Raw genomic sequence first — 19,925 nt, 5'->3', positions numbered from 1 at the left:
GGGCTGGATCCGCCACCCTTCTGAGGGATACCGAGACCCTTTTCCCGTGGGTGTGGGTGTGGGTGTGGGCGCGCCGCCGTTCTGGTTCAGATGGGCAGCCCGACACCGGCGACGGGGGTGAGGATGAAACCCTTGCCCGGCTGTTCCATCAGCGCGTTCAGCCGTGCGCCGACCTCCCGCATGACCGGGCCCTTTCCGTGGGCCTCGAAAGCCGTTTCGTCCGGGTACAGCTCGTAGAAGGCGAAGGACCCCGGCTTGTCGGCGCGCTGGTGGGAGACGTGCACCAGGGCATCCGGTTCCTCGGCCTTCATGGCCGTGCTGATCTCGTCCAGGATCCCGATCGCCTCGTCGGCCTTTTCCGGTGGCACCGAGAAGGTGAACATGACTGCTATAGAGGGCATGGACCGCTTCCTTCTATGACGCTTGTAGGGCCGTCTATGACGCCTGTAGGGCCGCGACGATGTCGGGCCACAGCAACTGGTCGGACTCGTACGGGGTGTTGAGGGTGATCCGGGTCATGACGTCGCCGTAGCGCCGGATGATTTCAGAGGCGACCTTGTCGGGCTCACCCACGACGGCGAAGGTGTTCAGCACCTCGTCATCGACGAGGTCGCCCATCTCGTCCCATGCGCCCCGCTTGGACAGCAGGTTGAGCTCCTCCTGTAGGTCACCCCAGCCGTGTATCTCCAGGACGGGCCGGTAGGCGGGGGTGGAGGCGTAGAACGCCAGCTGCTTGCGCGTCCCGCGCGCGGCGGCGGCGAGTTCCTGCTCGTCGCGGCCGGTGACGACGAAGGGCGCCCCGGTGATGGTGAAACCATCCAGGGTCCCGCCGGCGGACGTGCGTCCCGTGGCCAGTGCGTGTCCCGTGGCCAGTGCGTGTCCCGTGGCCAGTGCGTGTCCCGTGGCCAGAGTGCGTCCCGTGGTCAGTGCGCGTCCGGTGGCCAGCGCCGGCACCGTCACCTCCCGCAGGAACCGTTCGGTCGTGAAGGGATGGCAGAGGAAACCGTCGGCGACCTCGCCCGCGACCTTCGTCATGAGTTCACCCACGCCCGCGAGGAGCACGGGCGGACGTCCGTGCGGGTTCGGTCCGGGATCGAAGAAGGGCGTCATGAGCGTATGGGTGTAGAACTCACCGCGGAAGTCGAGGGCGGCGCCGTCGTTCCAGCAGTCCCAGATCGCCCGGATCGCCAGGACGAGCTCACGCATGCGGGCGGCCGGCTGCGACCAGGGCATGCTGAAACGGCGCGTGATGTGGGGCTTGATCTGAGTGCCGAGCCCGAGGAGGAACCGGCCGCCGCCGACCAGTTGGAGATCGTTCGCGGCCACCGCGAGGTTCATGGGGTTGCGGGCGAAGGCGACCGTGATGCTCGTCCCGACCTCGATGCGGGTCGTGCCCGCCGCCGCGAGGGCCACGCCGATCAGCGGGTCGTGTGCGGTCTCGCCGAGCCAGAGGCCGTCATAGCCTCGAGCCTGGGCGTCCTGCGCCAGGGCTGCCGCGCCTGTCGGACCGACCACCCCACCCGAATCGACCTTCACCTGTCACCGTCTCCCCGCCAGGCGCGTCCGATCTTAGAGTTAGACTATCAAGCGCATTGCACTACAAGTGCGATCAAGCGTAGCGTCTGCAGCCACGATCCCGACGGCATCCGTCCTGATACGGACGGTTTGGTTGCCCCATGTTTCCGGTGTTTCACCCTGTGTTGTCTGTGGGTCGTGCATGTTGTCCCAGGGGTTTACAGTCCGCCCCGGCCGAAGGAGTGGTGAAGCGATGGAGACCATCAGCGTCGAGGAAGTGGCTCCGCACGTCACCGTCCTCACCCTCAACAGACCGGACCGACTCAACGCGATCACGCTGAAGATGTACGACGAGATCGAGGATGCCGTCGCCGCGCTGTCCCAGGACGTCTCGACCCGGGTCCTGGTCATCACCGGGGCGGGCCGGGGCTTCTGCTCCGGGCAGGACCTTCGCGACCTCGGCGCGGACCCGTCAGCGTCGGAGCTCGGCCGGATCCAGTTCGGGATGGCCTGGCAGTCGCGCGCGTCCCACCTGATCAGGGCCATCCACGAACTCCCCCAGGCGGTCATCGCCGCGGTCAACGGCCCGGCATCCGGAGCGGGCCTGTCGCTGGCGCTCGCTGCCGACATCAGGGTCGCCGCGCGCTCCGCCCGTTTCAACGTCGCGTTCGTCCGGATCGGCCTGTCCGGTGCCGACATGGGCACCAGCTACCTGCTGCCGCGGATAGTCGGGCCGACCGCGGCGGCCGAGATGATGCTGACCGGTCGGTTGATCGACGCGCAGGAGGCGCATGACAACGGCCTTGTCCTGCGGATCGTCGACGACGGCAAGGTCGTGGACGAGGCGCTGTCGATTGCGTCCGCGATCGTGGCCAACAGTCCCTTCGGCGTCCGGATGACCAAGCAGGTGCTCTGGAACAACATCGATGCCCCGAGCCTCGCCGCCGCCATGGAGCTGGAGAACCGCACCCAGATTCTGGCCAGCCTCACCGAGGACTGCCGCGAGGCGGAGGCTGCCTTCCTCGGGAAGCGCGCCCCGGTCTTCGGCAACAAGTGATCTTTTCGGCAACAGGTGACCGGGTCGGTCGACGAGACGGGCCGGTCGACGAGATGGGCGCGTGACATGACCGACAACCAGGTAACCGGATCCGGCGGGCCGCTTCGCGGGGTGCGGGTGGTCGAGCTCGCCGGCCAGGGCCCCGGTCCGTTCGCCGCGATGCTGCTCGCGGACATGGGGGCGGACGTCGTCTCGGTGGACCGCTCGCCGGACTCCAGGGCCGAGCCGGTACCCGTCCTGCTCGCCCGCGGCAGGCGGACCGTCACCGTCGACCTCAAGGACCCGGCCGACGTGGCCGCCGTGCTCGCGCTCACCGACGTCGCGGACGCCTTCATCGAGGGTTACCGCCCCGGAGTGGCCGAGCGGCTCGGGGTCGGACCCGAAGTCTGCCTCGCCCGTAACCCCCGCCTCGTCTACGGGCGGATGACCGGTTGGGGCCAGGACGGTCCCTACGCCCGGGCCGCCGGCCACGACATCAACTACATCGCGCTCGCGGGCGCGCTGGACCCGATCGGGCGTGAGGGGCAGGCGCCGGTCCCGCCGCTGAACCTCGTCGGAGACTTCGGCGGGGGTGGGATGCTGCTCGCCTTCGGCGTGATGTGCGCGCTGTTCGAGGCACGGGCGTCAGGCCTCGGCCAGGTGATCGACGCGGCCATGGTCGACGGTGCCGCGCTGCTGATGATGATGGCGCACGAGATGCGCGCGATCGGCATGTGGGACGGCCCACGGGGCACCAACGCCATGGACACCGGAGCCCCCTTCTACAACGTCTACGAGACCGCGGACGGCCGCCACGTCGCGGTCGGCGCGATGGAGAACAACTTCTACCGCAAGCTGCTGGAACTGGTCGGGCTCGACCCGGTGGACCTGGCGACGCAGTGGGACAGGTCCGACTGGCGACCGATGAAGGCGCGACTCGCCGAGGTGTTCAGGACCCGGACCCGCGACGAGTGGTGCGCACTGCTGGAGCACACCGACGCGTGCTTCGCCCCGGTGCTCTCGATGGACGAGGCGCCTTCGCATCCGCACCTCGCGCGCCGCGGGACCTTCACCGACAGCGGGGGAGTGGTCCGCCCGGCGCCCGCCCCACGTTTCAGCCGCACCCCCGCGTCCACCCCACCCGGGCCGGTCGAGGCGAGTCTCGACGAGGTGCTGGCTGGTTGGGGCATTGCCGCTACGGGGAGCCGGGTGTGACCGCGCAGGTACCCGTCATCGATCGCGACGAACTGGCACGGCGGGTGCTGTCGGCGTCCACTGCGAGTGCTGATGCGGTGAGTGTCGACGACCTGACCGAGTTGACCGGCGGTCACTCGGGCCACACCTTTGCCGCGTCACTGGCGTACCGCGACGGCGTGCTCCGCCAGGTTGTCCTCAAGGTCGCCACGCCGGGGGTGCCTCCCGTCCGTAACCGTGACGTTCTGCGTCAGGCTCGGCTGCTGCGCGCGCTCGCCCCGGTGCCGGACGTGCGGGTGCCCCGGGTGCTGTTCGACGACCAGGGCGTCCCACCGGCCGTTCCACCACTGTTCGCGATGGACTTCGTCGCGGGGGACTCCTACGAGCCGACGACCGACCCGCCCCGAGACCTCCCCGCGACCGCCGTCGCAGGTCGGTTCACCGCCGCCGCGCGCATGCTGGCCGCGATGCAGGCCGTCCCACCCGCCGCACTGGGGTTGGACGACGAACCGCCGGGGTCCCTGCAGGCCGAGGTGGATCGTTGGGAGCGTGCCCTGGACACGGTCGAGGAGGCACTACGCCCACGGCATTCCGAGTGCGCCGCGGTCCTGCGCGCACGGCAGCCCGAGGAGCTGCCCCCGGTCGTCGTGCACGGTGACTGGCGTCTCGGCAACATGCTCGCGGTCGATGGCGACATCGCCGCCGTCATCGACTGGGAGATCTGGTCGGTGGGGGACCCGCGGCTCGACCTCGCGTGGTTCCTGTCGATGAGCAGGGTCAAAGGCAACGCTCTCGCCTTTTACGACCCTCCGGGTCTGCCGTCCACCGAGACCGTCCTTGCCGCCTATGAGCAGGCCCGGGGCGGGAACGTGCCTGATCTGGTCTGGTTCGACGCGCTCGTCCTGTTCAAGTCGGCGGCGACGCTGTCCCTCATCGTCAAGCACAACCGGAGGCGGTCCAGCCCGGACCCTTCCCGCGAGCGCTACGCGGCGCAGATCCCCGGGCTGATCGAAAGCGCCCTGGCGCTCCTGGGCGCAGGACATACCGGATGCGAACCATGAGACAACGCAGGGGTGTGGAGCACGCCCGCAGGCCCCGACGATCGCGAGGAGGACCGACATGGCCGTAACGGAGGCCAGTGCCGGTGCGAACGCCAGCGTACCGTCCGACGACACGGACACGGACACGGACACGGACACCGAGTTCCGAGCCGAGGTGCGCTCGTGGTTGTCCGCCCATCTTGTCGGTGAGTTCGCCGCGTTGGGCACGGGCAACGACCTGGGCGGCCCGGCCGAACTGGGGGTCCGGCGCCGGTGGGAGCGGGAGTTGGCCGCCGGTGGGTGGATCGGCACGGCCTGGCCCAGGCAGTTCGGCGGCCGGGATCTGTCCCTGTGGCAGCAGCTGGTCTTCAACGAGGAGTACGCGCGGGCGAACGGTCCGATCCGGGTCGGTTTCTTCGGGGAGCAGCTGCTGGGGCCCACGGTGATGGCCTTCGGCACCGACGAGCAGCGGGCGCGTTTCCTGCCCCCGATCCTGCGGGCGGAGGAGTTCTGGTGCCAGGGCTTCAGCGAACCCGAGGCCGGGTCCGACCTCGCCAATGTGAAGACCGCCGCGGTTCTCGACGGTGATGAATGGGTCATCACCGGTCAGAAGGTCTGGACGAGCCTGGCCCACCTCGCAGACTGGATCTTCGTTCTCGCCCGGACGGATCCGGGCGCCCCGAAGCACAGAGGGCTGTCCTTCCTGCTCTGCCCGATGAACCAGCCCGGGGTGGAGATCCGGCCGATCCGTCAGATCACCGGTACGGCCGAGTTCAACGAGGTGTTCCTCGACGGCGCGCGAACCCGCGCCGACCTTGTCGTGGGGGGCGTCGGGAACGGCTGGAAGGTGGTCAACGGCACGCTCGGCTTCGAACGCGGCACCGCTTTCCTCGGGCAGCAGCTGCGCTTCGCCGCGGAGTACTGGCGTCTCGTCGATGTGGCCCGCGACCGGGGCGTCGACCGTGACCCGGTGCTGCGGGACCGGCTGGCCGACGCCTATGTCGGTCTCGAGGTGATGCGCCAGACCGGCATGCGCGCGATCGGTCGGGCCCTCGCCGGAAAGCCACCGGGCCCTGAGGCGTCCACGGGCAAACTGCAGTGGTCGCGCTGGCACCAGCGTCTCGGCGAGCTCGCCACCGACGTCCTCGGCCCGCAGGCCATGGTGACCGGCGGCGATTCGGCGACGGGCGGGGATGCCCGCGAGGAGCTCCTTTACAGTTTCCTGTTCAGCCGTAGCCACACGATCTATGCGGGATCGTCGGAAGTGCAGCGCAACATCATCGGCGAGCGGGTCCTCGGACTCCCACGTGAGCCCTCTGGTGCGCCCCGCGCTTCCGATCGATGACCACCAAGGGAGCGGGCATGCGCACGCGACAGATCGGCAGCCTGGAGGTCTCGGTCGTCGGCCTGGGCTGTAACCAGCTCGGGACCACCTGCGACGAGGCCAGGACCGCGGCCATCCTCGACACCGCCATCGAGCATGGCGTGACCTTCTTCGACACCGCCGACGAGTACGGCGCCGGTGCTTCCGAGGAGCTGCTCGGGCGGCTGCTGGGCCGGCGTCGCGACGACGTCGTCATCGCGACGAAGTTCGGGTCGACCTACGGCGCCGCGCCCGGCGAGGGGGGTGCCGGCCCCCGGTGGATCGCCACCGCCGTCGAGGCCAGCCTGCGCCGCCTGCGCACCGACCACATCGACCTCTACCAGCTGCACTTTCCCGATCCGACCGTGCCGATCGAGGAGACACTCGGTGCCCTCGACGCGCTCGTCCAGGCGGGCAAGGTCAGAGAGATCGGATGCGCGAACGTCAGCGCGGCCCAGATCGACGAGGCGGCATCCGTCGCGGAAAGCCACGGCCTGCGGCCGTTCGCCAGCGTCCAGAACCGGCTCAACCTGCTGCGCCCGCAAGCGCTCGGGGACACGGTGCCAGCTGCCACCGCTCATGGGATGGCGTTCCTGCCGTTCTTCCCCCTTGCCTCGGGCGTCCTCACCGGCAAGTACCGCCGGGGACAGCCGCCGCCCGAGGGCACCCGGCTCGGGGATCACGTCGCCCCCGATGTCGTCGGTAAGATCCTCTCCGACCGCACCCACGACCGGTTGGACGCCTTCGGGAAGCTGGCCCGCCAGGACGGCCACACCCTGCTGGAGCTGGCCATCGCCTGGCTGGTCGCGCAGCCGGCGGTGGCATCGGTGATCGCCGGCGTGACTTCGCCCGCGCAGGTCCTCAGCAACGTCGCGGCGGCCGACTGGGTGCTCAGCGAAGCCGCCGTGACCGAGGCGACGGCGATCGCCACCTCGTGACCTCCCTGGCAGTCAGGGCCTGTCAGTCGGGGTGCGCGAACTCGCCCGGCGCCAGCACCGCACCGCCGTCCACGTCGATCACCTGACCGGTGACCCAGGATGCGTCGGCGGACAGCAGGAAGGCGACCACGGCGGCGATGTCGTCCGGTTCGCCGAGACGTCCCAGCGGCACCGCCCGTGACTGCAGCTCTTCCCTGCCCTCCCAGACGAAACGCGAGCCGTCGGTCTTCACCAGGCCGGGGGCGATCGCGTTCACCCGGACGCCTTCGGGGCCGAGGTCGAGCGCCAGGTCACGGGTGAGCGCCTCGAGCGCGGCCTTGCCCGCCGTGTAGACGGCGGCGTACGGAACCAGTTTGCGGATACTGATCGCGGACAGGTTCACCACGGCGCCGCCGCCGTCGGCGAGGCCCGCCTTCATCGCCTCCTGGATCATCCCGACGGTGATCCAGGAGTTGCCGACGACATCGTGGGCGAAGCTGTCCCGGTCCGCGAGGTGCGGCCGTCCCAGGTAGGTGCTCAGCCCCAGGTTGTTGACCAGTAAATCGATCCGGCCGAACCGCTCGGTGGCCGCCGCGACCAGTGCGGCCGGCGCGTCCGGTTCGACCACGTCCGCCGTTACGGCGGCGACGTCGTACCCGGCGGCTTCGAAGTCCTTGCGGGCCGAGTCCAGGTCGTCGGTGCTGCGGGCGTTGAGGACGACCCCGGCGCCCTCGGAGGCCAGCCGCCAGGCGATCGCCCGGCCGATTCCCCGCGACGATCCTGTGATGATCGCGGTCTTTCCGCTGAAACGTCCGGCCATGGTTTTTCCTCCCGTTGTGATTGCGTTCTGCATGCGAGGGCCACGATGCGCATCCGATGGATGGCAGATCTTCCGCGAAGTCGGTTATGTCCGTCCGGAGCCCGGGTTTGTGGCGGCGACTCCGGGCCGCGCTTTCGGTGTCGGGCATGTTGTGCAACGACATCCGCTTGACAGCAGTGCTGTAAAATAATAACACTCATTGTGAGAATTAGAACCGTCTCCGAGGAGTGGCCGTCCGGCCGGAGGGCACTCGCGCCGACGGGACACGGGCAGGAATGAGGAGTCGGCATGGATAAGATCTGGGCGAATTCGGGAGATTCCCACCTCCTGGAACCGGTGGACCTGTGGACGTCGAGGCTCCCGTCAGGGTTGGCCGAGCGTGCTCCGCGTACCGAGCGCGGCGACCGACTCGAGACCATCTACGTCGACAACGTCATCCAGCGTCGGGCGCTCAACGACTTCATGGACTCGTTCCGTCCCCCGGGTGCCTACGATGTCGCACTGCGCATCCAGGACATGGACTCCGAGGGCATCTGGGGTCAGCTCGTCTTCCCGTCGATGGGCCTGTGGACCGTACTCATCCAGGACCGGGAGCTTGCCGCCGCCTGCGTCCGAGCCTACAACGACTGGTGCCGCGAGGAGATCATGGACGTCTCCCCGCGCCTTGTCGGCGCAGCACTCCTGTCGATGGCCTCCGTCGAGGACGCCGTGACCGAGCTGCAGCGGGCCGCCGGGCTCGGCTTCCAATGCGTGTTCCTGCCCACCACGGTCCCTGACGGGCTGGAGTACGCCCAGGAACTGTGGGAGCCGGTGTGGGCGGCCGCCGAGGAGGCGGGCCTCCTGATCGCCTTCCACATCGGCACGGGTTCGGACGGGAAGGCGTTCCGCGGTCCCGGCGGGGCCGTCATCAACTACGTGGAGACGACGTTCCCCGGCATGCGGGTCGTCACCCATCTGGTCGCTGCCGGGGTGCTCGACCGGCATCCGAGGCTGCGGATCCTGATCGCCGAGGGCGGCGCATCCTGGGTCCCGGCGCTCGCGGACCGGATGGACGAGGGCTACCGCCAGCACGGCAACTGGGCGCTGCCGAAGCTGTCCGCCCTCCCGAGCGAGCTGATCTACCGGCAGGTCTACACGTCGTTCCAGCACGACGTCAGCGCCGTTCCCGCGGTCACCGCCATGGGTTACCGCAACGTCATGTGGGGCGACGACTATCCCCACCTCGAGGGCACCTACGGGCACACCCAGAAGACGTTGCACGAGCTCTTCCAGGACGTCTCGGACGAGGTGCGCCACACGATCACGTTGGACACCTTCCGCTCCTTGTTCACCGTGCCGGACCGGGTCGAGGCCTGAACGACAAACCCGGCCCGACGAGGAGAACCCCTGGAAGCAACGCTGCTTCCAGGGGTTCTCCTCTTTCGGAGCCTGACCGCGAGGGTCAGGCGTCTGCCGTGGCCATCGGCGCACCGGACAGGTAGGACTGCGTGATGTCGTCGAGCCGTCCGCGCAGGTCCTCGGCCGAGCCACTGATCTGGATCCGGCCGCGGCTCATCACGTAGGCCCGGTCCGCGAACTTGAGGGCCTTGGAGATGTGCTGCTCGACGAGGAGCACGCCGACACCGGTGTCCGCGGCCTCCCGTACCGCACGCAGCAGCCGCGTGACGATGATGGGCGCCAACCCGAGCGAAAGCTCGTCAGCGAGGAGCAGGCTCGGGCGGCGGCCCAGCGCCCTGGCCAGCGCCAACATCTGCTGTTGCCCTCCGGACAGTAGCCCCACCCGCCTCTTGCGGAATGGGTCGAGCTCGGGGAAGAGGCTCATCGCCAACGCCGGGTCGCTCCCGCTGACCCGCAGGTTCTCCTCGACGGTCAGGCTCATGAACACTGACCGTTCCTCGGTGACGAGGCCGAGGCCGGAGCGGGCGCGTCGGTGCAGCGGGGCCTTTGTCACCTCGCCGCTGGCGAGCACCTGCCCCCCCAGGGGGGGTAGCTCGCCGCACAGGGTCAACAGCGTCGTGGTCTTGCCCGCGCCGTTCGGACCGAGCAGCGCGACGACCTCACCCGGCCCCACCTGCAGGTCCAGATCGCGCACGACCGCGAGTGAGCCGTAACCGGCCGACAGTCCTCTGGCTTCGATCAACGCTGTCATCGTGGCTCCTTGCTCTGTCACGTGTTGCGTCCGGCGACTGGCTGTGGAGTCTTGTCTGTTGCGGCCGGCTCGTGGTCCGTAACGTCCTCGTCGGCCGGCGTGTCGGATGGTGCCGGTGTGTCTGTTGCGGCCGGCTCGTGGTCCGTAACGTCCTCGTCGGCCGGTGTGTCGGCGGGTGTGTCGGCGGGTGTGTCGGATGGTGCCGGTGTGTCTGTTGCGGCCGGCTCGTGGTCCGTAACGTCATCGTCGGCCGGTGTGTCGGATGGTGCTGGTGTGTCTGTTGCGGTCGGCTCGTGGTCCGCAACGTCCTCGTCGGCCGGTGTGTCGGCCGGCGTGTCGGCGGGTGTGTCGGATGGTGCTGGTGTGTCTGTTGCGGTCGGCTCGTGGTCCGTAACGTCATCGTCGGCCGGTGTGTCGGATGGTGCCGGTGTGTCGGATGGTGCCGGTGTGTCGGCCGGTGTGTCGGCCGGTGTGTCGGATGGTGCTGGTGTGTCTGTTGCGGTCGGCTCGTGGTCCGCAACGTCCTCGTCGGCGGAGCCCTCGTCCGGCAGGCCCTCGTCCGAGGAACCGTCGCCAAGGTAGGCGCGGATCACGTCCGGGTTGACGCGGATCTCCTCAGGAGATCCTTCCGCAATCAGCCGGCCGAAGTCGAGCACGGCGATGCGGTCGCAGATACCGAGGACGAGAGGGATGTCGTGCTCGACCAGGAGGACGGCGGTGTTGCGCCGCTCGGCGATCCCTCGGATGACGGTTCCGATCTCGGCGCTCTCGTGCGAGTCCAGACCCGCGGCCGGCTCGTCGAGGAAGAGCACGTTGGGGTCTGCGAGCAGGGCCCGGGCGACCCCGACGAGCCGTGCCCGGCCGTGCGGCAGTTCCGCGGGCTTCTTGTCGAGGAGATCCGCCAACCCGAACTCCGCGACGACCTCGTCCATGAGTGCGCTCGCCCGCTGCCGGCCGGGGCGAATCAGGTCGGTCAGGTAGTACCGCGCTGCCTGGGTGTCCGCGGCGGCGAGCAGGTTCTCCCGGACGGTCATGTCCGGGAACAGTTCGACGGCCTGGAACGACCGGGCGAGCCCAGCCCGGGCCCGGCGGACCGGGGACCATCCGACGATCGGCTGCTCGTCGAGCAGGACCTCGCCCGAGGTGGGCTTGGTGAAGCCGGTGACGATGTCGAGCAGTGTCGTCTTGCCCGCGCCGTTGGGGCCGATGAGGCCCAGGACCTTGCCGGGCTCGACGCGCAGACTCACGTCGGTCAGTGCGTGCACCCCGCCGAAACGGACGCTGAGGTTGCGCACCTCGAGTACCGCGGGTTGGCGCTTACGGGAGGGCGCCGGGATGGCGGTTGTGGTTTCGGGGGTTGTGGTTTCGGGGGTTGTGGTTTCGGGGGTTGTGGTTTCGGGGGTCGTCCCGTCCGTGGCGGTGGCTGCGTCCGGTGCGGACCGGTGTCCCCGCAACCGTGCGACCAGCGCCTGGTAGCCCTCGGAGTTGAGCTTGGCCACGCCGTCCGGGGCCTGGAAGAGGGTGAGGATGACGCCGCCGCCCGCGATGAGGGGCAGCCAGCCGCTGATGTCGCCGATGGAGTCGACAATCTTGGCTGTGATGCCGCCGGCGGCCATGGTGGCGCCGGCGAGGCTGCCCGAGGCCCAGCCGATCCCACCGATCACCGCATACATCACGACGTTGATGGATCCGAACACATCGAACTGCGTGAAGACCACGGTAGGGCTTCGGAAGGCGGTGAGGATCCCACCGATCCCACCGATCGCGGCCGCCAGGCCGAACGCGTAGAGCTTGGCGCCGTAGACCCCGATGCCGATCGATGCCGCGGCCCGCTCGTTGCTGCGGATCGCGAGCAGCCGTCGCCCGGTACGGCCCCGCCGGACGTTGGCCACGACAAGACCGAGAAGCACCAGCATGATCAGGACAAGGGTCGCGTAACGCCGCGGGTAGGTGATCGGATCGAGGTCGATACCGAACAGACTCGGTGATCCGACGTTCGTTCCGTCAAGCCCACCGGTGAGGTCGCCGTTGTTCAGAATCATGTTCTGGATCACCAGCGCCAGGCCGAGCGTGGCAACCGCGAGGTTCACCCCGCGGGTGCGCAGCGCGGGAAGCGCGACGATGAGCCCGGCCGGGATGGCGGCGAGGATGCCGAGGAGTGCCGCAAGCCAGAACGGCTGGTGCGACGCGGCGACCAGGCGGGCTGAGACCCAGGCGCCGAACCCGGCAAGTGCCCACTGACTGAGTGAGAGCTGCCCGGCGTAGCCGGTGACGACGACGACGGACAGCACCAGCACCGCGGCGATGAGGGTTGTGCTGACCGCGTCGACCCAACTCGTGGCCAACGTCCAGATGAGCAGGAGACCCACTCCGGTCGCGGGAACCAGAAAGAACAGGTTGACCCGGCCCGGCCCGGGCAGTGGCAGCCGGACGGGCAGGTCACCGCGAGCGGGTCGGGCCCGTCCACCGACCGTGAGAATGAAGATGATCAGCAGGAACGGCACGGAGTCGGCGAGACCGGTGATGTGGGAGTAGCGACCGACCTCCGCCTGCGCGACCCCGAGCAGCATTGCGCCGCCGATCGTGAGCAGGAACGAGGAGAAGCCGCCGACCAGCGCGGCTGCCAGTGCCGGGACGACGAGCAGCGTGAGCGAGCCCGCGGACAGACCGGCGATCGGCGCCAGGAAGATCGCCGCAGTCGCGTACAGCGCACCGCCGACGCTCCAGTTCACCAATTCGATCATGGAGGTCGACCAGCCGGATGCCGCGGCGGTGCGCCGGTTCTCCGCGACCGCCGTGGTCGCGAGACCGAACCTGGTACGCGAGTAGACCACTCGCAGCACGGTTGCGAGGACGGCGAGAAGTCCGATAAGGACGATGCGGTCCTTGCCGATGGTCAGCGAGCCGGTCAGGTGGACCGGTTCGGTCGGGAGGATCGACTTCACAAGCTGTTGCGCGGAACCCCAGATGAGGACCACGACGCCCTGGACGACCAGCAGGACGCCGAGTGTGGCGATGAGCTTGACAAGCGCGGACGCCTTGCGCAGCGGGACCATCACCAGCAGGTGCGTCGCGGCTCCCAGCGCCGCTCCCACCGCGATGCTCAGGGCTAATGCAATGATCCAGTTCAGATGGTGGGTGTCGCGCAGGTCGTAGAACACGAAGGCGGCGAAGCCGCCTGTCACGCCGCTGGCGAAGTTCAGCACCCCGGAGGCTCGGAAGACCAGCACGATTCCGAGCGCGGCCAGCGCGTAAAGGCTGCCCGTGCCGAGACCCAGCAGGGCAAAGCGGAGGAAGTCCACGTCGGAGAGCCTTTCTGCCGAGTGCGGGTATGTGCCGAGGCACCCGACCGCGCGTGGGTCGCGGTCGGGTGCCTCGGCAGCCGCGGATCAGGAGTTGTTGAGGACGTTGAATACCTTGTTGTCGAACAGCGGGGTACGGGTACCGTTCTTGATCTCGGAGAGGTACACGTCGGTGGTGAAGATCCGGTTACCGGGGAACAGGACCTGGATCGGCTTGGCGAAGTCCACCTTCGGAAGTGGCGAGAAGTTGATTTCTCCTGCGGTGTTCAGCGCGTTGGCGAGGCTTTCACCATCGAGTTTGGGCAGCTTCTGCGCGTACTGGGCCACCAGGTGGACGGTCGCCCACATGTTCAGCGAGCCCTCGTTGCGACCGGTCGGGGACACGCCTGCGGCGTCCAGCTCGGCGTTGTACTGCTTGATCGCCGGGATGGTGTTGTCATTGGTCGGGGGCAGGGCTCCCACCAGTACCAGCCCGTTGGCGGCGGTTCCGAGCTTGTTGATCCATTCCTGGTCCGTCGCGATTGCGCCATAGATGGGTGTGGCCTTGGAGCCCGCCTGCGAGAGCGCCTGGACCATCTTGCTCGCCTGGCCGCTCCCCAGAACCATCTCGACACAGTCGGTGGCACCGGTCAGCGATGCCGCGTAGGTCGAGAGGTCCGTGGCGGTCGGCGGGACCGGCACCGTCTTCTTGATCTCAAGGTTGAACGGCTTGAGCCCGACACCGAAGAAGGCGGCTGAGCTGCGTCCGGCGGCGATGTCGACGACGGCGACGGCCGGCTCCTTCTTGTCGAGCTTGCCGCAGGCCGTCCCGCCACCGGCGATGGAGATGGCACCGGTGCCGAAGGGGTACGAGTACGGGCTCTTGAGCTCGGTCGCGCTGTTCGGCGTATTGCCGATCACCGGGATCTTGGCCTTCTCCAGGATCGGCATGAACCGGTCGCCCGTGCTGGAGTTGGACGTGACGAACAGGGCCTTGTCCTCGACGGCCTTGTTCGCGCAGTCGGCGCCCTTGTTCGGGTCGAACTGATCGTCGCAGACAGTGACCTCAAGGGGCCTGCCCTGGATGCCACCGGCCTTGTTGACCGCCGTGGCCGCGGCCTTCACTGCGGCCGGGAACTGGGGGTACGTATCGGACGGGCCGGACTGTGGCGCGATGAGCACAATCTTGACCGGATCGCCGGAAAGTTTGGCGCCGGAACTGGTCGTGGTGCCTCCGCCGCCTGATGAGGAGCTTCCACATGCGGCGAGCGCGAGGGCGCCGGTGAGAGCTATAGCGAAGGGCGCCTTCGTGCGGACTTTCATGATCCTCCTAGGTGATGGTGTCCGAAGTCACCGTGTGTTGCAACATGAATCGCTTAATTTGATAGATATTTGGCAGTCCGCGAAGTGTGACCTTTGACACCCGATGAGTCAACCCCCGGATCCACCCCGGACGGCGGGGGTTGTGATCTTTGCTTCTGGTGGCCGTGTCGGGTGTGCCCGGGGTTCGCGTCCGCAGAGTCGGGCCCTGCGGTCATCGGTGTGCCGTTGGAGTACCGTCGCTTTTCGGTATATTCGATGACTGTTTACCAGATGGTCTGCGTCGACGTTGCACCGCGACCGGTCACTGCACGTCGTGTGCGGTGAGGACGGCCTTGGGCGGCTCTGGTGCGCGGACCACCGGACGTCGTTCATGCAGCGTCCGGCACGGATCGCCGCCATGGACGCCCAGGGCATCGAGGCCGTGATGATGTTCCCGAGCCTCGCGGTCGCGGTCGAACACGAGATGCACGACGACGTCGAGGCGAGTAATGCGAACATGCGTGCCTTCAGTGGACTACGCCGGCAAGCTGGGCGGGCTCGCCGAGCCCGAGCCCGAGGGCAGGGCAGTGATGCGCGGCAACACCGCTGCCCTGCTGAACCTCCCCGCATGACACCGGAGAACCGGGTCAGGAGCGGCGGACCTCGGTCCAGGGCAGGTTCTTGTCGACCCTGACATCACCGGGCAGGCCGAGCATCCGCTCGCCGAGGGTGGTACGGAGGATCTCCGAGGTGCCACCCTCGATCGTGTTGGCCCGGGCCCGTAGGAAGGAGCGGACGGGGCTGTCCTGGTCGGCGGCATTCTCGATCCTGAACTTACGGGGGTCGTACGAACCGTAGATCATGCCGGCCGCCCCGAGCAGGTCCACGCACAGGTCGGTGGCCCGCTTGTTCAACTGTGCGGTGGCCAGCTTCGCGACCGCGCCCTGCGGGCCGGTATTACCGCGCTCACGGTCGGTGTCCGCACGCAGTATGGTGAGCCTGGTGACCTCCACCTGCACCCACAGGTCGAGTAGCCGGTCGCGTAGCACCTGGGCCTGGGCGGACTCGGTGTCCGTGCGCTCCCGCCACAGCCGGATCGCCTCATTGACCGCGGGCTGTGCCGACAGACCCTCGCTGAGCATGTAGCGCTCGTTGTTGAGCGTGGTCAACGCCACCCCCCAGCCCTGGCCGACCTCGCCGATACGCAGCGAGTCGGGCAGCCGGACGTCGGTGAGGTAGACCTCGTTGAACTCCGCGTCGCCGGTCATCTGCCGCAACGGTCGCACCTCGACACCGGGAGCGGTCATGTCGCACAGGAAGTAGGTCAGGCCGCGGTGCTTGACCGCGGACGGGTCGGTGCGTGCGACAAGCATGCCCCAGCGGGCGACGTGGCCCCACGACGTCCAGACCTTCTGCCCGTTGATCACCCAGCTGTCGCCGTCGCGGACGGCGAGAGTGGCGAGCGAGGCAAGGTCCGAGCCCGCGTTGGGCTCGCTGAACAGCTGGCACCACACTTCTTCCCCGGTGAACAGCGGGCGCAGGTAGCGCCGCGTCTGCTCGTCGGTGCCGTGCTCCAGCAGTGTGGGTCCGCCCATTCCATATCCCAGCGGGTTGTGGAAGAAGCCGCTGGGTGCGCCGGCCGCCGTGAGCCTGCGGTTGATGTGCTTTTGAAGTCCGACGCCGAGGCCGAGACCGCCGAGGCCGACCGGGAAGGAGATCCAGGCCAGACCGGCGTCGTACTGCGCGCCGAGGAACTCCGCCGCCGGCGTGGATGCCGGCGGGTGCTCGGCGAGCAGCCGGTCGATGGCCGTGTCCACCGGGTCCACCGTGTCGAGGAACGAGGCTTCCGCTGTCTGCGGCGTCATCGGCGTTATCCCCTTCGGTCGGACGTCACCGTCCGCGGTGGAATCGGCGTGGCCGCGTTGGCGCGGCAACTTGGGATCTTCATACTATCAGTGCGATCTTTTAGATGATTGGACGTCCCTGTGCTGAGATCTCCGAACCGGGTCGCCGTGTTCGTGGTCAACCGCCGAAGCGTGGTGCCCGCCCCGGGCGGAACGCCGTGATCGATTCGGCCGGGTCGTTACTGAAGCCGGCCAGGATCTGCGTACGGTTCTCCAGGACGAAGGCGTGCGCGAGGCTGGGCGCGTCCGTGCGCGATCCTGTCCGGCGGTCGATCCGGAATGTTTCACAAACAGGACCGGTGAGGCAGGAAAGACAAATCATCTATACGCTTTACGGCATCGGGTGGCAAGGACGGAGATGCCATGGGCCAGCTGGACGGCAAGGTCGCGATTGTGACCGGTGCGGGTCAGGGGGTCGGGCGTGGGATCGCGCTCGCTCTCGCCAGGCAGGGGGCGGCCGTCGCGATCGGCGGGCGGACCGTGGTGAAGATTGAAAAGACTGTCGCCGAGATAGAGGAAGCCGGCGGTCGGGCCCTGGCCATCGGCTGCGACGTCGCCGACCGGGGGCAGGTGGACGCGCTCGTGGCCGCCGTCGCCGACGCCTACGGAACCGTCGACATTCTGGTCAACAACGCGCAGACGGTCATCCCGCTCAAGCCGCTGAGCGAGACGACCATCGACGATCTTGCGGTCTGCTACTCCAGCGGGACGCTGGGTACCTTCCATGCCATGCAGGCCTGCTTCCCCCACCTGTCCGAACACGGCGGGCGGATCATCAACCTCGCTTCGTCGACCGGAGTCGAGGGCGATCCGGGGTTTGCCTCCTACGTCATGGCCAAGGAGGCGATCCGAGGTCTGACCAAGGTCGCAGCGCGCGAGTGGGGCCGGTTCGGCATCACTGTCAACGTCATCTGCCCGTTCGGGGACTCGCCCGCCTCGATCGGTTTCCGCGACGCGGCACCGAAACGCTTCGAGGCGATCCTGAACAAGGTCCCGCTCGGCCGGATGGGCGACTCCGAGCACGACATCGGGGGTGCGGTCGCGGCCCTTGCCGGGCCGGGGATGAGCTACCTGACCGGGGCGACCCTCATGGTCGACGGTGGTCGCTGCATCCTGCGGTAGCGGGTACGGGGTCGGGTCAGGCACGCATGTAGGCGCCGCCCGACACGTTTATGATCTCGCCGGTGATGTGGCGGGCACGGTCGGACGCGAGGAACGCGACCGTTTCGGCGATCTCGTCCGCGGTCACGAGGTCGCTGAGGACGCCGAGGGCACCAGGTATCTGCTGTAGCTCGGGATTGTCGTCGACGAACTTGGTACCCCTGACCAGCCCCATCGACACTGACACGGCGCGGATGCCATGCGGGCCGCCCTCATGCGCGCAGCTGCGGGTGAGCACGTTGAGACCGCCCTTGGTCACCGCGTACGGCGACTCGATGCCGTTGCCACCGACGTCCGGGGCGTAGCTACCGATGTTGACGATGACGCCGCCGCCGGCCTCACGCATCAGGGGCATGGTCACCCGGCACAGGTACCAGGAACCCGACAGGTTTACCCGCATGCAGCGGTCCCAGTTGGCGGGGTCGTAGTCGAAGATGCTGCCGAGCACGTTCACGGCGGCGTTGTTGACCAGGATCTGTACCGGACCGAGGGTGCCGGCCACCTCGGTGACGACCTTGTCGATCTGGTCGCGGTCACCGGCGTCCATCGGGTAGCCGACCACGGTGGTGTCGGGGTAGTCGGCGGCTATCGCCGCGGTGACCGCGTGGGTCCGCCGCTCGTGGATGTCGGTGACAACGACCCGGGCGCCACCAGCGGCGAGCCGCCGGGCCGTGGCCTGGCCGATGCCCTTCCCGGCCGCCGCCGTGACCAGGGCGACCCGCCCGCCGAACTCCGATGCCATGCAGCGCCTCCGATGTTGGGCCGTTCCGGCGTCCCTCGTCTTATGCGATAGATAAGATAACCGATTTTTTGCCACTTCTGCCACTTAGGCAAGCTGTGCCGGGGTCAGCCGCACCGACACCACGTAGGCCACGGCCACCGCCACGATGACCAGCGGCATCACGGCAAGGCCGTCCGCCAGAAGCAGCAGGGTGGCAAGCAGGACCGCGGTCATGGGCAGCTTCAGCATCACCGCGGACATCGCCCCGATGCCCATGGCCACCCCGGGCACGAGTGGCAGTCCGGGCAGGTGGGACAGGGCGATCCCGCCTGCCGCTCCCAGGAACATCGACGGGAAGACCGGCCCTCCCCGAAAGCCGCTCAGCGAAACGCCGTAGGCGATCCCCTTGCAGGCGATCAGCAGGACGAGCGTTCCCACCGTGTATTCGGCGCCATGGGCGATGAGCGGGCCCAGCGCGTCCTGCCCCGAGAACAACACCTCGGAGGTGCCCCTGCCGGTGCCCTCGGCGTACGCGATCGCGAGACCCGCGACGGCCAGGCCCGCCATCGGGGTGGCCAGGAGGATTCGCCGCTCGACGCGGGGCCGCAGAAACAGAGCGAGCCTGCGGATCGACGTCCCGATGAAGGCCGCGGCAACACCGATGACGAAGGCCCACCCGAACTCGGCGATGTTCGGCTGCCCGCCCGGGGGAAGACCGGGAATCGTCAGGGAGAAGGTACCGAACCCGGTCCAGGAGCCCAGGCCGATGAAGATCAGGCTACCGACGCCGGCGGCCAGCAGGCCCGGCAGCAGTACCAGTTCCAGGGTTGCCCCGCCGACGCCGACGGCCTCCATCAGGAGGAACGCCCCGAGCAGCGGCGAACCCAACAGCGTGCTGATGGCGGCGAAGGCGCCGGCCGCAGCCATCACCGCGTTCACCCTCGCGGGCGGGTTGCGCCCGGCGAACCGCACGGCGCAGACGGCGAGCCCACCACCGAGCGCGATGAGCGGTGCCTCCGGTCCGAGTACCACGCCGAAGCTGAGGGTCGCCAGCGCCGCGAGTATGACTCCCGGCAGCTCGACGGGCGAGGGCGCGCCATGCGCCTTGAAGCCGTCGGCCGCAGATGCACCACCCTTGCCGGGCAGATATCGGATGGTCGGCCCGACCAGGATGCCGGCCAGCGCGAGCATGGGCAGTGGCCACCAGATCGGCTCGCGCTGGAAGCCCAGCGTCGTGGGCAGGTTCGTGAAGACCCACCCCTGCATGTTGGTGACCATTTTGAGGAAGCCGTAGGCCGCGGCCGAGATCGGCACCCCGAGGATCCCTGCGAGTATCAGCAGCCCGAGGTAACGCCGCGTCCGCAGGGGCGCGAACGGGTCGGACGGTGACGGGTCGGGCCGGTCCGTGGCCTGCTGCGCGCCGACCTCGTGGTCGGGACTGCCGCGTCGAACCGTTGTCATCGTCCAGGGTCTCCGGGTTGCCGGCCGCTCGGTCCGAAGGGAGCGGTGGCAGAGATCCCCG

General features: G+C 68.5%; 17 protein-coding genes. 7 read left to right on the top strand and 10 right to left on the bottom strand.

The window, feature by feature from the left end; all coding sequences use genetic code 11:
* Positions 1–86: 86 nt before the first annotated feature.
* Both NBW77_RS15085 and NBW77_RS15080 read right to left on the bottom strand, forming a co-directional pair.
* On the bottom strand, positions 87–401 hold the full coding sequence (locus NBW77_RS15085) for a putative quinol monooxygenase (RefSeq protein ID WP_131747624.1): 315 nt from the start codon (positions 399–401) through the stop codon (positions 87–89).
* A gap of 34 nt (positions 402–435) precedes the next feature.
* Positions 436–1,536: a TIGR03617 family F420-dependent LLM class oxidoreductase gene (locus NBW77_RS15080; RefSeq protein ID WP_131747625.1), complete on the bottom strand. Its 1,101-nt coding sequence runs from the start codon at positions 1,534–1,536 to the stop codon at positions 436–438.
* Between the two features lie 232 nt (positions 1,537–1,768).
* Between NBW77_RS15080 and NBW77_RS15075 the strand changes: the two genes are divergently transcribed.
* The 5 genes from NBW77_RS15075 to NBW77_RS15055 all read left to right on the top strand — a co-directional run bounded on the left by NBW77_RS15075 (position 1,769) and on the right by NBW77_RS15055 (position 7,086).
* A complete protein-coding gene (locus tag NBW77_RS15075) occupies positions 1,769–2,572 on the top strand; it encodes an enoyl-CoA hydratase/isomerase family protein (protein ID WP_131747626.1) in 804 nt (267 codons plus the stop codon).
* A 66-nt stretch (positions 2,573–2,638) separates the two neighbouring features.
* Positions 2,639–3,766, top strand: coding sequence for a CaiB/BaiF CoA transferase family protein (locus tag NBW77_RS15070; protein ID WP_250279901.1), 1,128 nt, complete (start codon positions 2,639–2,641; stop codon positions 3,764–3,766).
* Positions 3,763–4,806, top strand: coding sequence for a phosphotransferase family protein (locus tag NBW77_RS15065; protein ID WP_165486218.1), 1,044 nt, complete (start codon positions 3,763–3,765; stop codon positions 4,804–4,806). The genes NBW77_RS15070 and NBW77_RS15065 overlap by 4 nt, the downstream gene beginning before the upstream one ends.
* A gap of 58 nt (positions 4,807–4,864) precedes the next feature.
* A complete protein-coding gene (locus tag NBW77_RS15060; protein WP_131747629.1) occupies positions 4,865–6,130 on the top strand; it encodes an acyl-CoA dehydrogenase family protein in 1,266 nt (421 codons plus the stop codon).
* Positions 6,131–6,147: 17 nt separating this feature from the next.
* Positions 6,148–7,086, top strand: coding sequence for an aldo/keto reductase (locus NBW77_RS15055; protein WP_131747630.1), 939 nt, complete (start codon positions 6,148–6,150; stop codon positions 7,084–7,086).
* 22 nt (positions 7,087–7,108) lie between these two features.
* On the opposite strand, the gene NBW77_RS15050 is transcribed toward NBW77_RS15055, so the two are convergent.
* Positions 7,109–7,885, bottom strand: coding sequence for an SDR family NAD(P)-dependent oxidoreductase (locus NBW77_RS15050; protein WP_165486219.1), 777 nt, complete (start codon positions 7,883–7,885; stop codon positions 7,109–7,111).
* A 288-nt stretch (positions 7,886–8,173) separates the two neighbouring features.
* Between NBW77_RS15050 and NBW77_RS15045 the strand changes: the two genes are divergently transcribed.
* Entirely contained in the window at positions 8,174–9,241 is a 1,068-nt protein-coding gene (locus NBW77_RS15045; RefSeq protein WP_131747632.1) for an amidohydrolase family protein, read from the top strand.
* Between the two features lie 85 nt (positions 9,242–9,326).
* On the opposite strand, the gene NBW77_RS15040 is transcribed toward NBW77_RS15045, so the two are convergent.
* The 5 genes from NBW77_RS15040 to NBW77_RS15020 form a co-directional block, all read right to left on the bottom strand.
* Positions 9,327–10,034, bottom strand: coding sequence for an ABC transporter ATP-binding protein (locus NBW77_RS15040; RefSeq protein WP_131747633.1), 708 nt, complete (start codon positions 10,032–10,034; stop codon positions 9,327–9,329).
* A gap of 17 nt (positions 10,035–10,051) precedes the next feature.
* Positions 10,052–13,336, bottom strand: coding sequence for an ABC transporter permease subunit (locus NBW77_RS15035; RefSeq protein ID WP_250279900.1), 3,285 nt, complete (start codon positions 13,334–13,336; stop codon positions 10,052–10,054).
* A gap of 87 nt (positions 13,337–13,423) precedes the next feature.
* On the bottom strand, positions 13,424–14,638 hold the full coding sequence (locus NBW77_RS15030) for an ABC transporter substrate-binding protein (protein WP_131747635.1): 1,215 nt from the start codon (positions 14,636–14,638) through the stop codon (positions 13,424–13,426).
* Between the two features lie 301 nt (positions 14,639–14,939).
* Complete coding sequence (locus NBW77_RS15025) at positions 14,940–15,107, bottom strand: hypothetical protein (RefSeq protein ID WP_250279899.1); 168 nt, start codon at positions 15,105–15,107, stop codon at positions 14,940–14,942.
* 157 nt (positions 15,108–15,264) lie between these two features.
* A complete protein-coding gene (locus NBW77_RS15020) occupies positions 15,265–16,482 on the bottom strand; it encodes an acyl-CoA dehydrogenase family protein (protein WP_131747636.1) in 1,218 nt (405 codons plus the stop codon).
* 402 nt (positions 16,483–16,884) lie between these two features.
* Between NBW77_RS15020 and NBW77_RS15015 the strand changes: the two genes are divergently transcribed.
* Positions 16,885–17,643 (top strand): SDR family NAD(P)-dependent oxidoreductase, encoded by a 759-nt coding sequence (locus tag NBW77_RS15015; RefSeq protein ID WP_131747637.1) that lies wholly within the window; start codon positions 16,885–16,887, stop codon positions 17,641–17,643.
* 16 nt (positions 17,644–17,659) lie between these two features.
* Here the strand turns inward: NBW77_RS15015 and NBW77_RS15010 are convergent, their stop codons facing one another.
* Positions 17,660–18,424, bottom strand: coding sequence for an SDR family NAD(P)-dependent oxidoreductase (locus tag NBW77_RS15010; protein WP_131747638.1), 765 nt, complete (start codon positions 18,422–18,424; stop codon positions 17,660–17,662).
* Between the two features lie 84 nt (positions 18,425–18,508).
* A complete protein-coding gene (locus NBW77_RS15005) occupies positions 18,509–19,864 on the bottom strand; it encodes a chloride channel protein (RefSeq protein WP_131747639.1) in 1,356 nt (451 codons plus the stop codon).
* Positions 19,865–19,925 lie beyond the last annotated feature (61 nt).

The organism is Frankia sp. Cppng1_Ct_nod (assembly GCF_920656135.1).
Classification (GTDB): Bacteria; Actinomycetota; Actinomycetes; order Frankiales; family Frankiaceae; genus Protofrankia; species Protofrankia meridionalis.
The sequence above is the reverse complement of the archived record's forward strand: the minus strand, read 5'-3'. Positions and strand labels throughout refer to the sequence as shown.

Bases quoted from the DNA above. Each gene is read 5' to 3' on its own strand.
- NBW77_RS15085 (WP_131747624.1), bottom strand. From the start codon at position 401: ATGCCCTCTATAGCAGTCATGTTCACCTTCTCGGTGCCACCGGAAAAG.
- NBW77_RS15075 (WP_131747626.1), top strand. From the start codon at position 1,769: ATGGAGACCATCAGCGTCGAGGAAGTGGCTCCGCACGTCACCGTCCTC.
- NBW77_RS15070 (WP_250279901.1), top strand. From the start codon at position 2,639: ATGACCGACAACCAGGTAACCGGATCCGGCGGGCCGCTTCGCGGGGTG.
- NBW77_RS15060 (WP_131747629.1), top strand. From the start codon at position 4,865: ATGGCCGTAACGGAGGCCAGTGCCGGTGCGAACGCCAGCGTACCGTCC.
- NBW77_RS15055 (WP_131747630.1), top strand. From the start codon at position 6,148: ATGCGCACGCGACAGATCGGCAGCCTGGAGGTCTCGGTCGTCGGCCTG.
- NBW77_RS15050 (WP_165486219.1), bottom strand. From the start codon at position 7,885: ATGGCCGGACGTTTCAGCGGAAAGACCGCGATCATCACAGGATCGTCG.
- NBW77_RS15045 (WP_131747632.1), top strand. From the start codon at position 8,174: ATGGATAAGATCTGGGCGAATTCGGGAGATTCCCACCTCCTGGAACCG.
- NBW77_RS15040 (WP_131747633.1), bottom strand. From the start codon at position 10,034: ATGACAGCGTTGATCGAAGCCAGAGGACTGTCGGCCGGTTACGGCTCA.
- NBW77_RS15030 (WP_131747635.1), bottom strand. From the start codon at position 14,638: ATGAAAGTCCGCACGAAGGCGCCCTTCGCTATAGCTCTCACCGGCGCC.
- NBW77_RS15020 (WP_131747636.1), bottom strand. From the start codon at position 16,482: ATGACGCCGCAGACAGCGGAAGCCTCGTTCCTCGACACGGTGGACCCG.
- NBW77_RS15015 (WP_131747637.1), top strand. From the start codon at position 16,885: ATGGGCCAGCTGGACGGCAAGGTCGCGATTGTGACCGGTGCGGGTCAG.
- NBW77_RS15010 (WP_131747638.1), bottom strand. From the start codon at position 18,424: ATGGCATCGGAGTTCGGCGGGCGGGTCGCCCTGGTCACGGCGGCGGCC.
- NBW77_RS15005 (WP_131747639.1), bottom strand. From the start codon at position 19,864: ATGACAACGGTTCGACGCGGCAGTCCCGACCACGAGGTCGGCGCGCAG.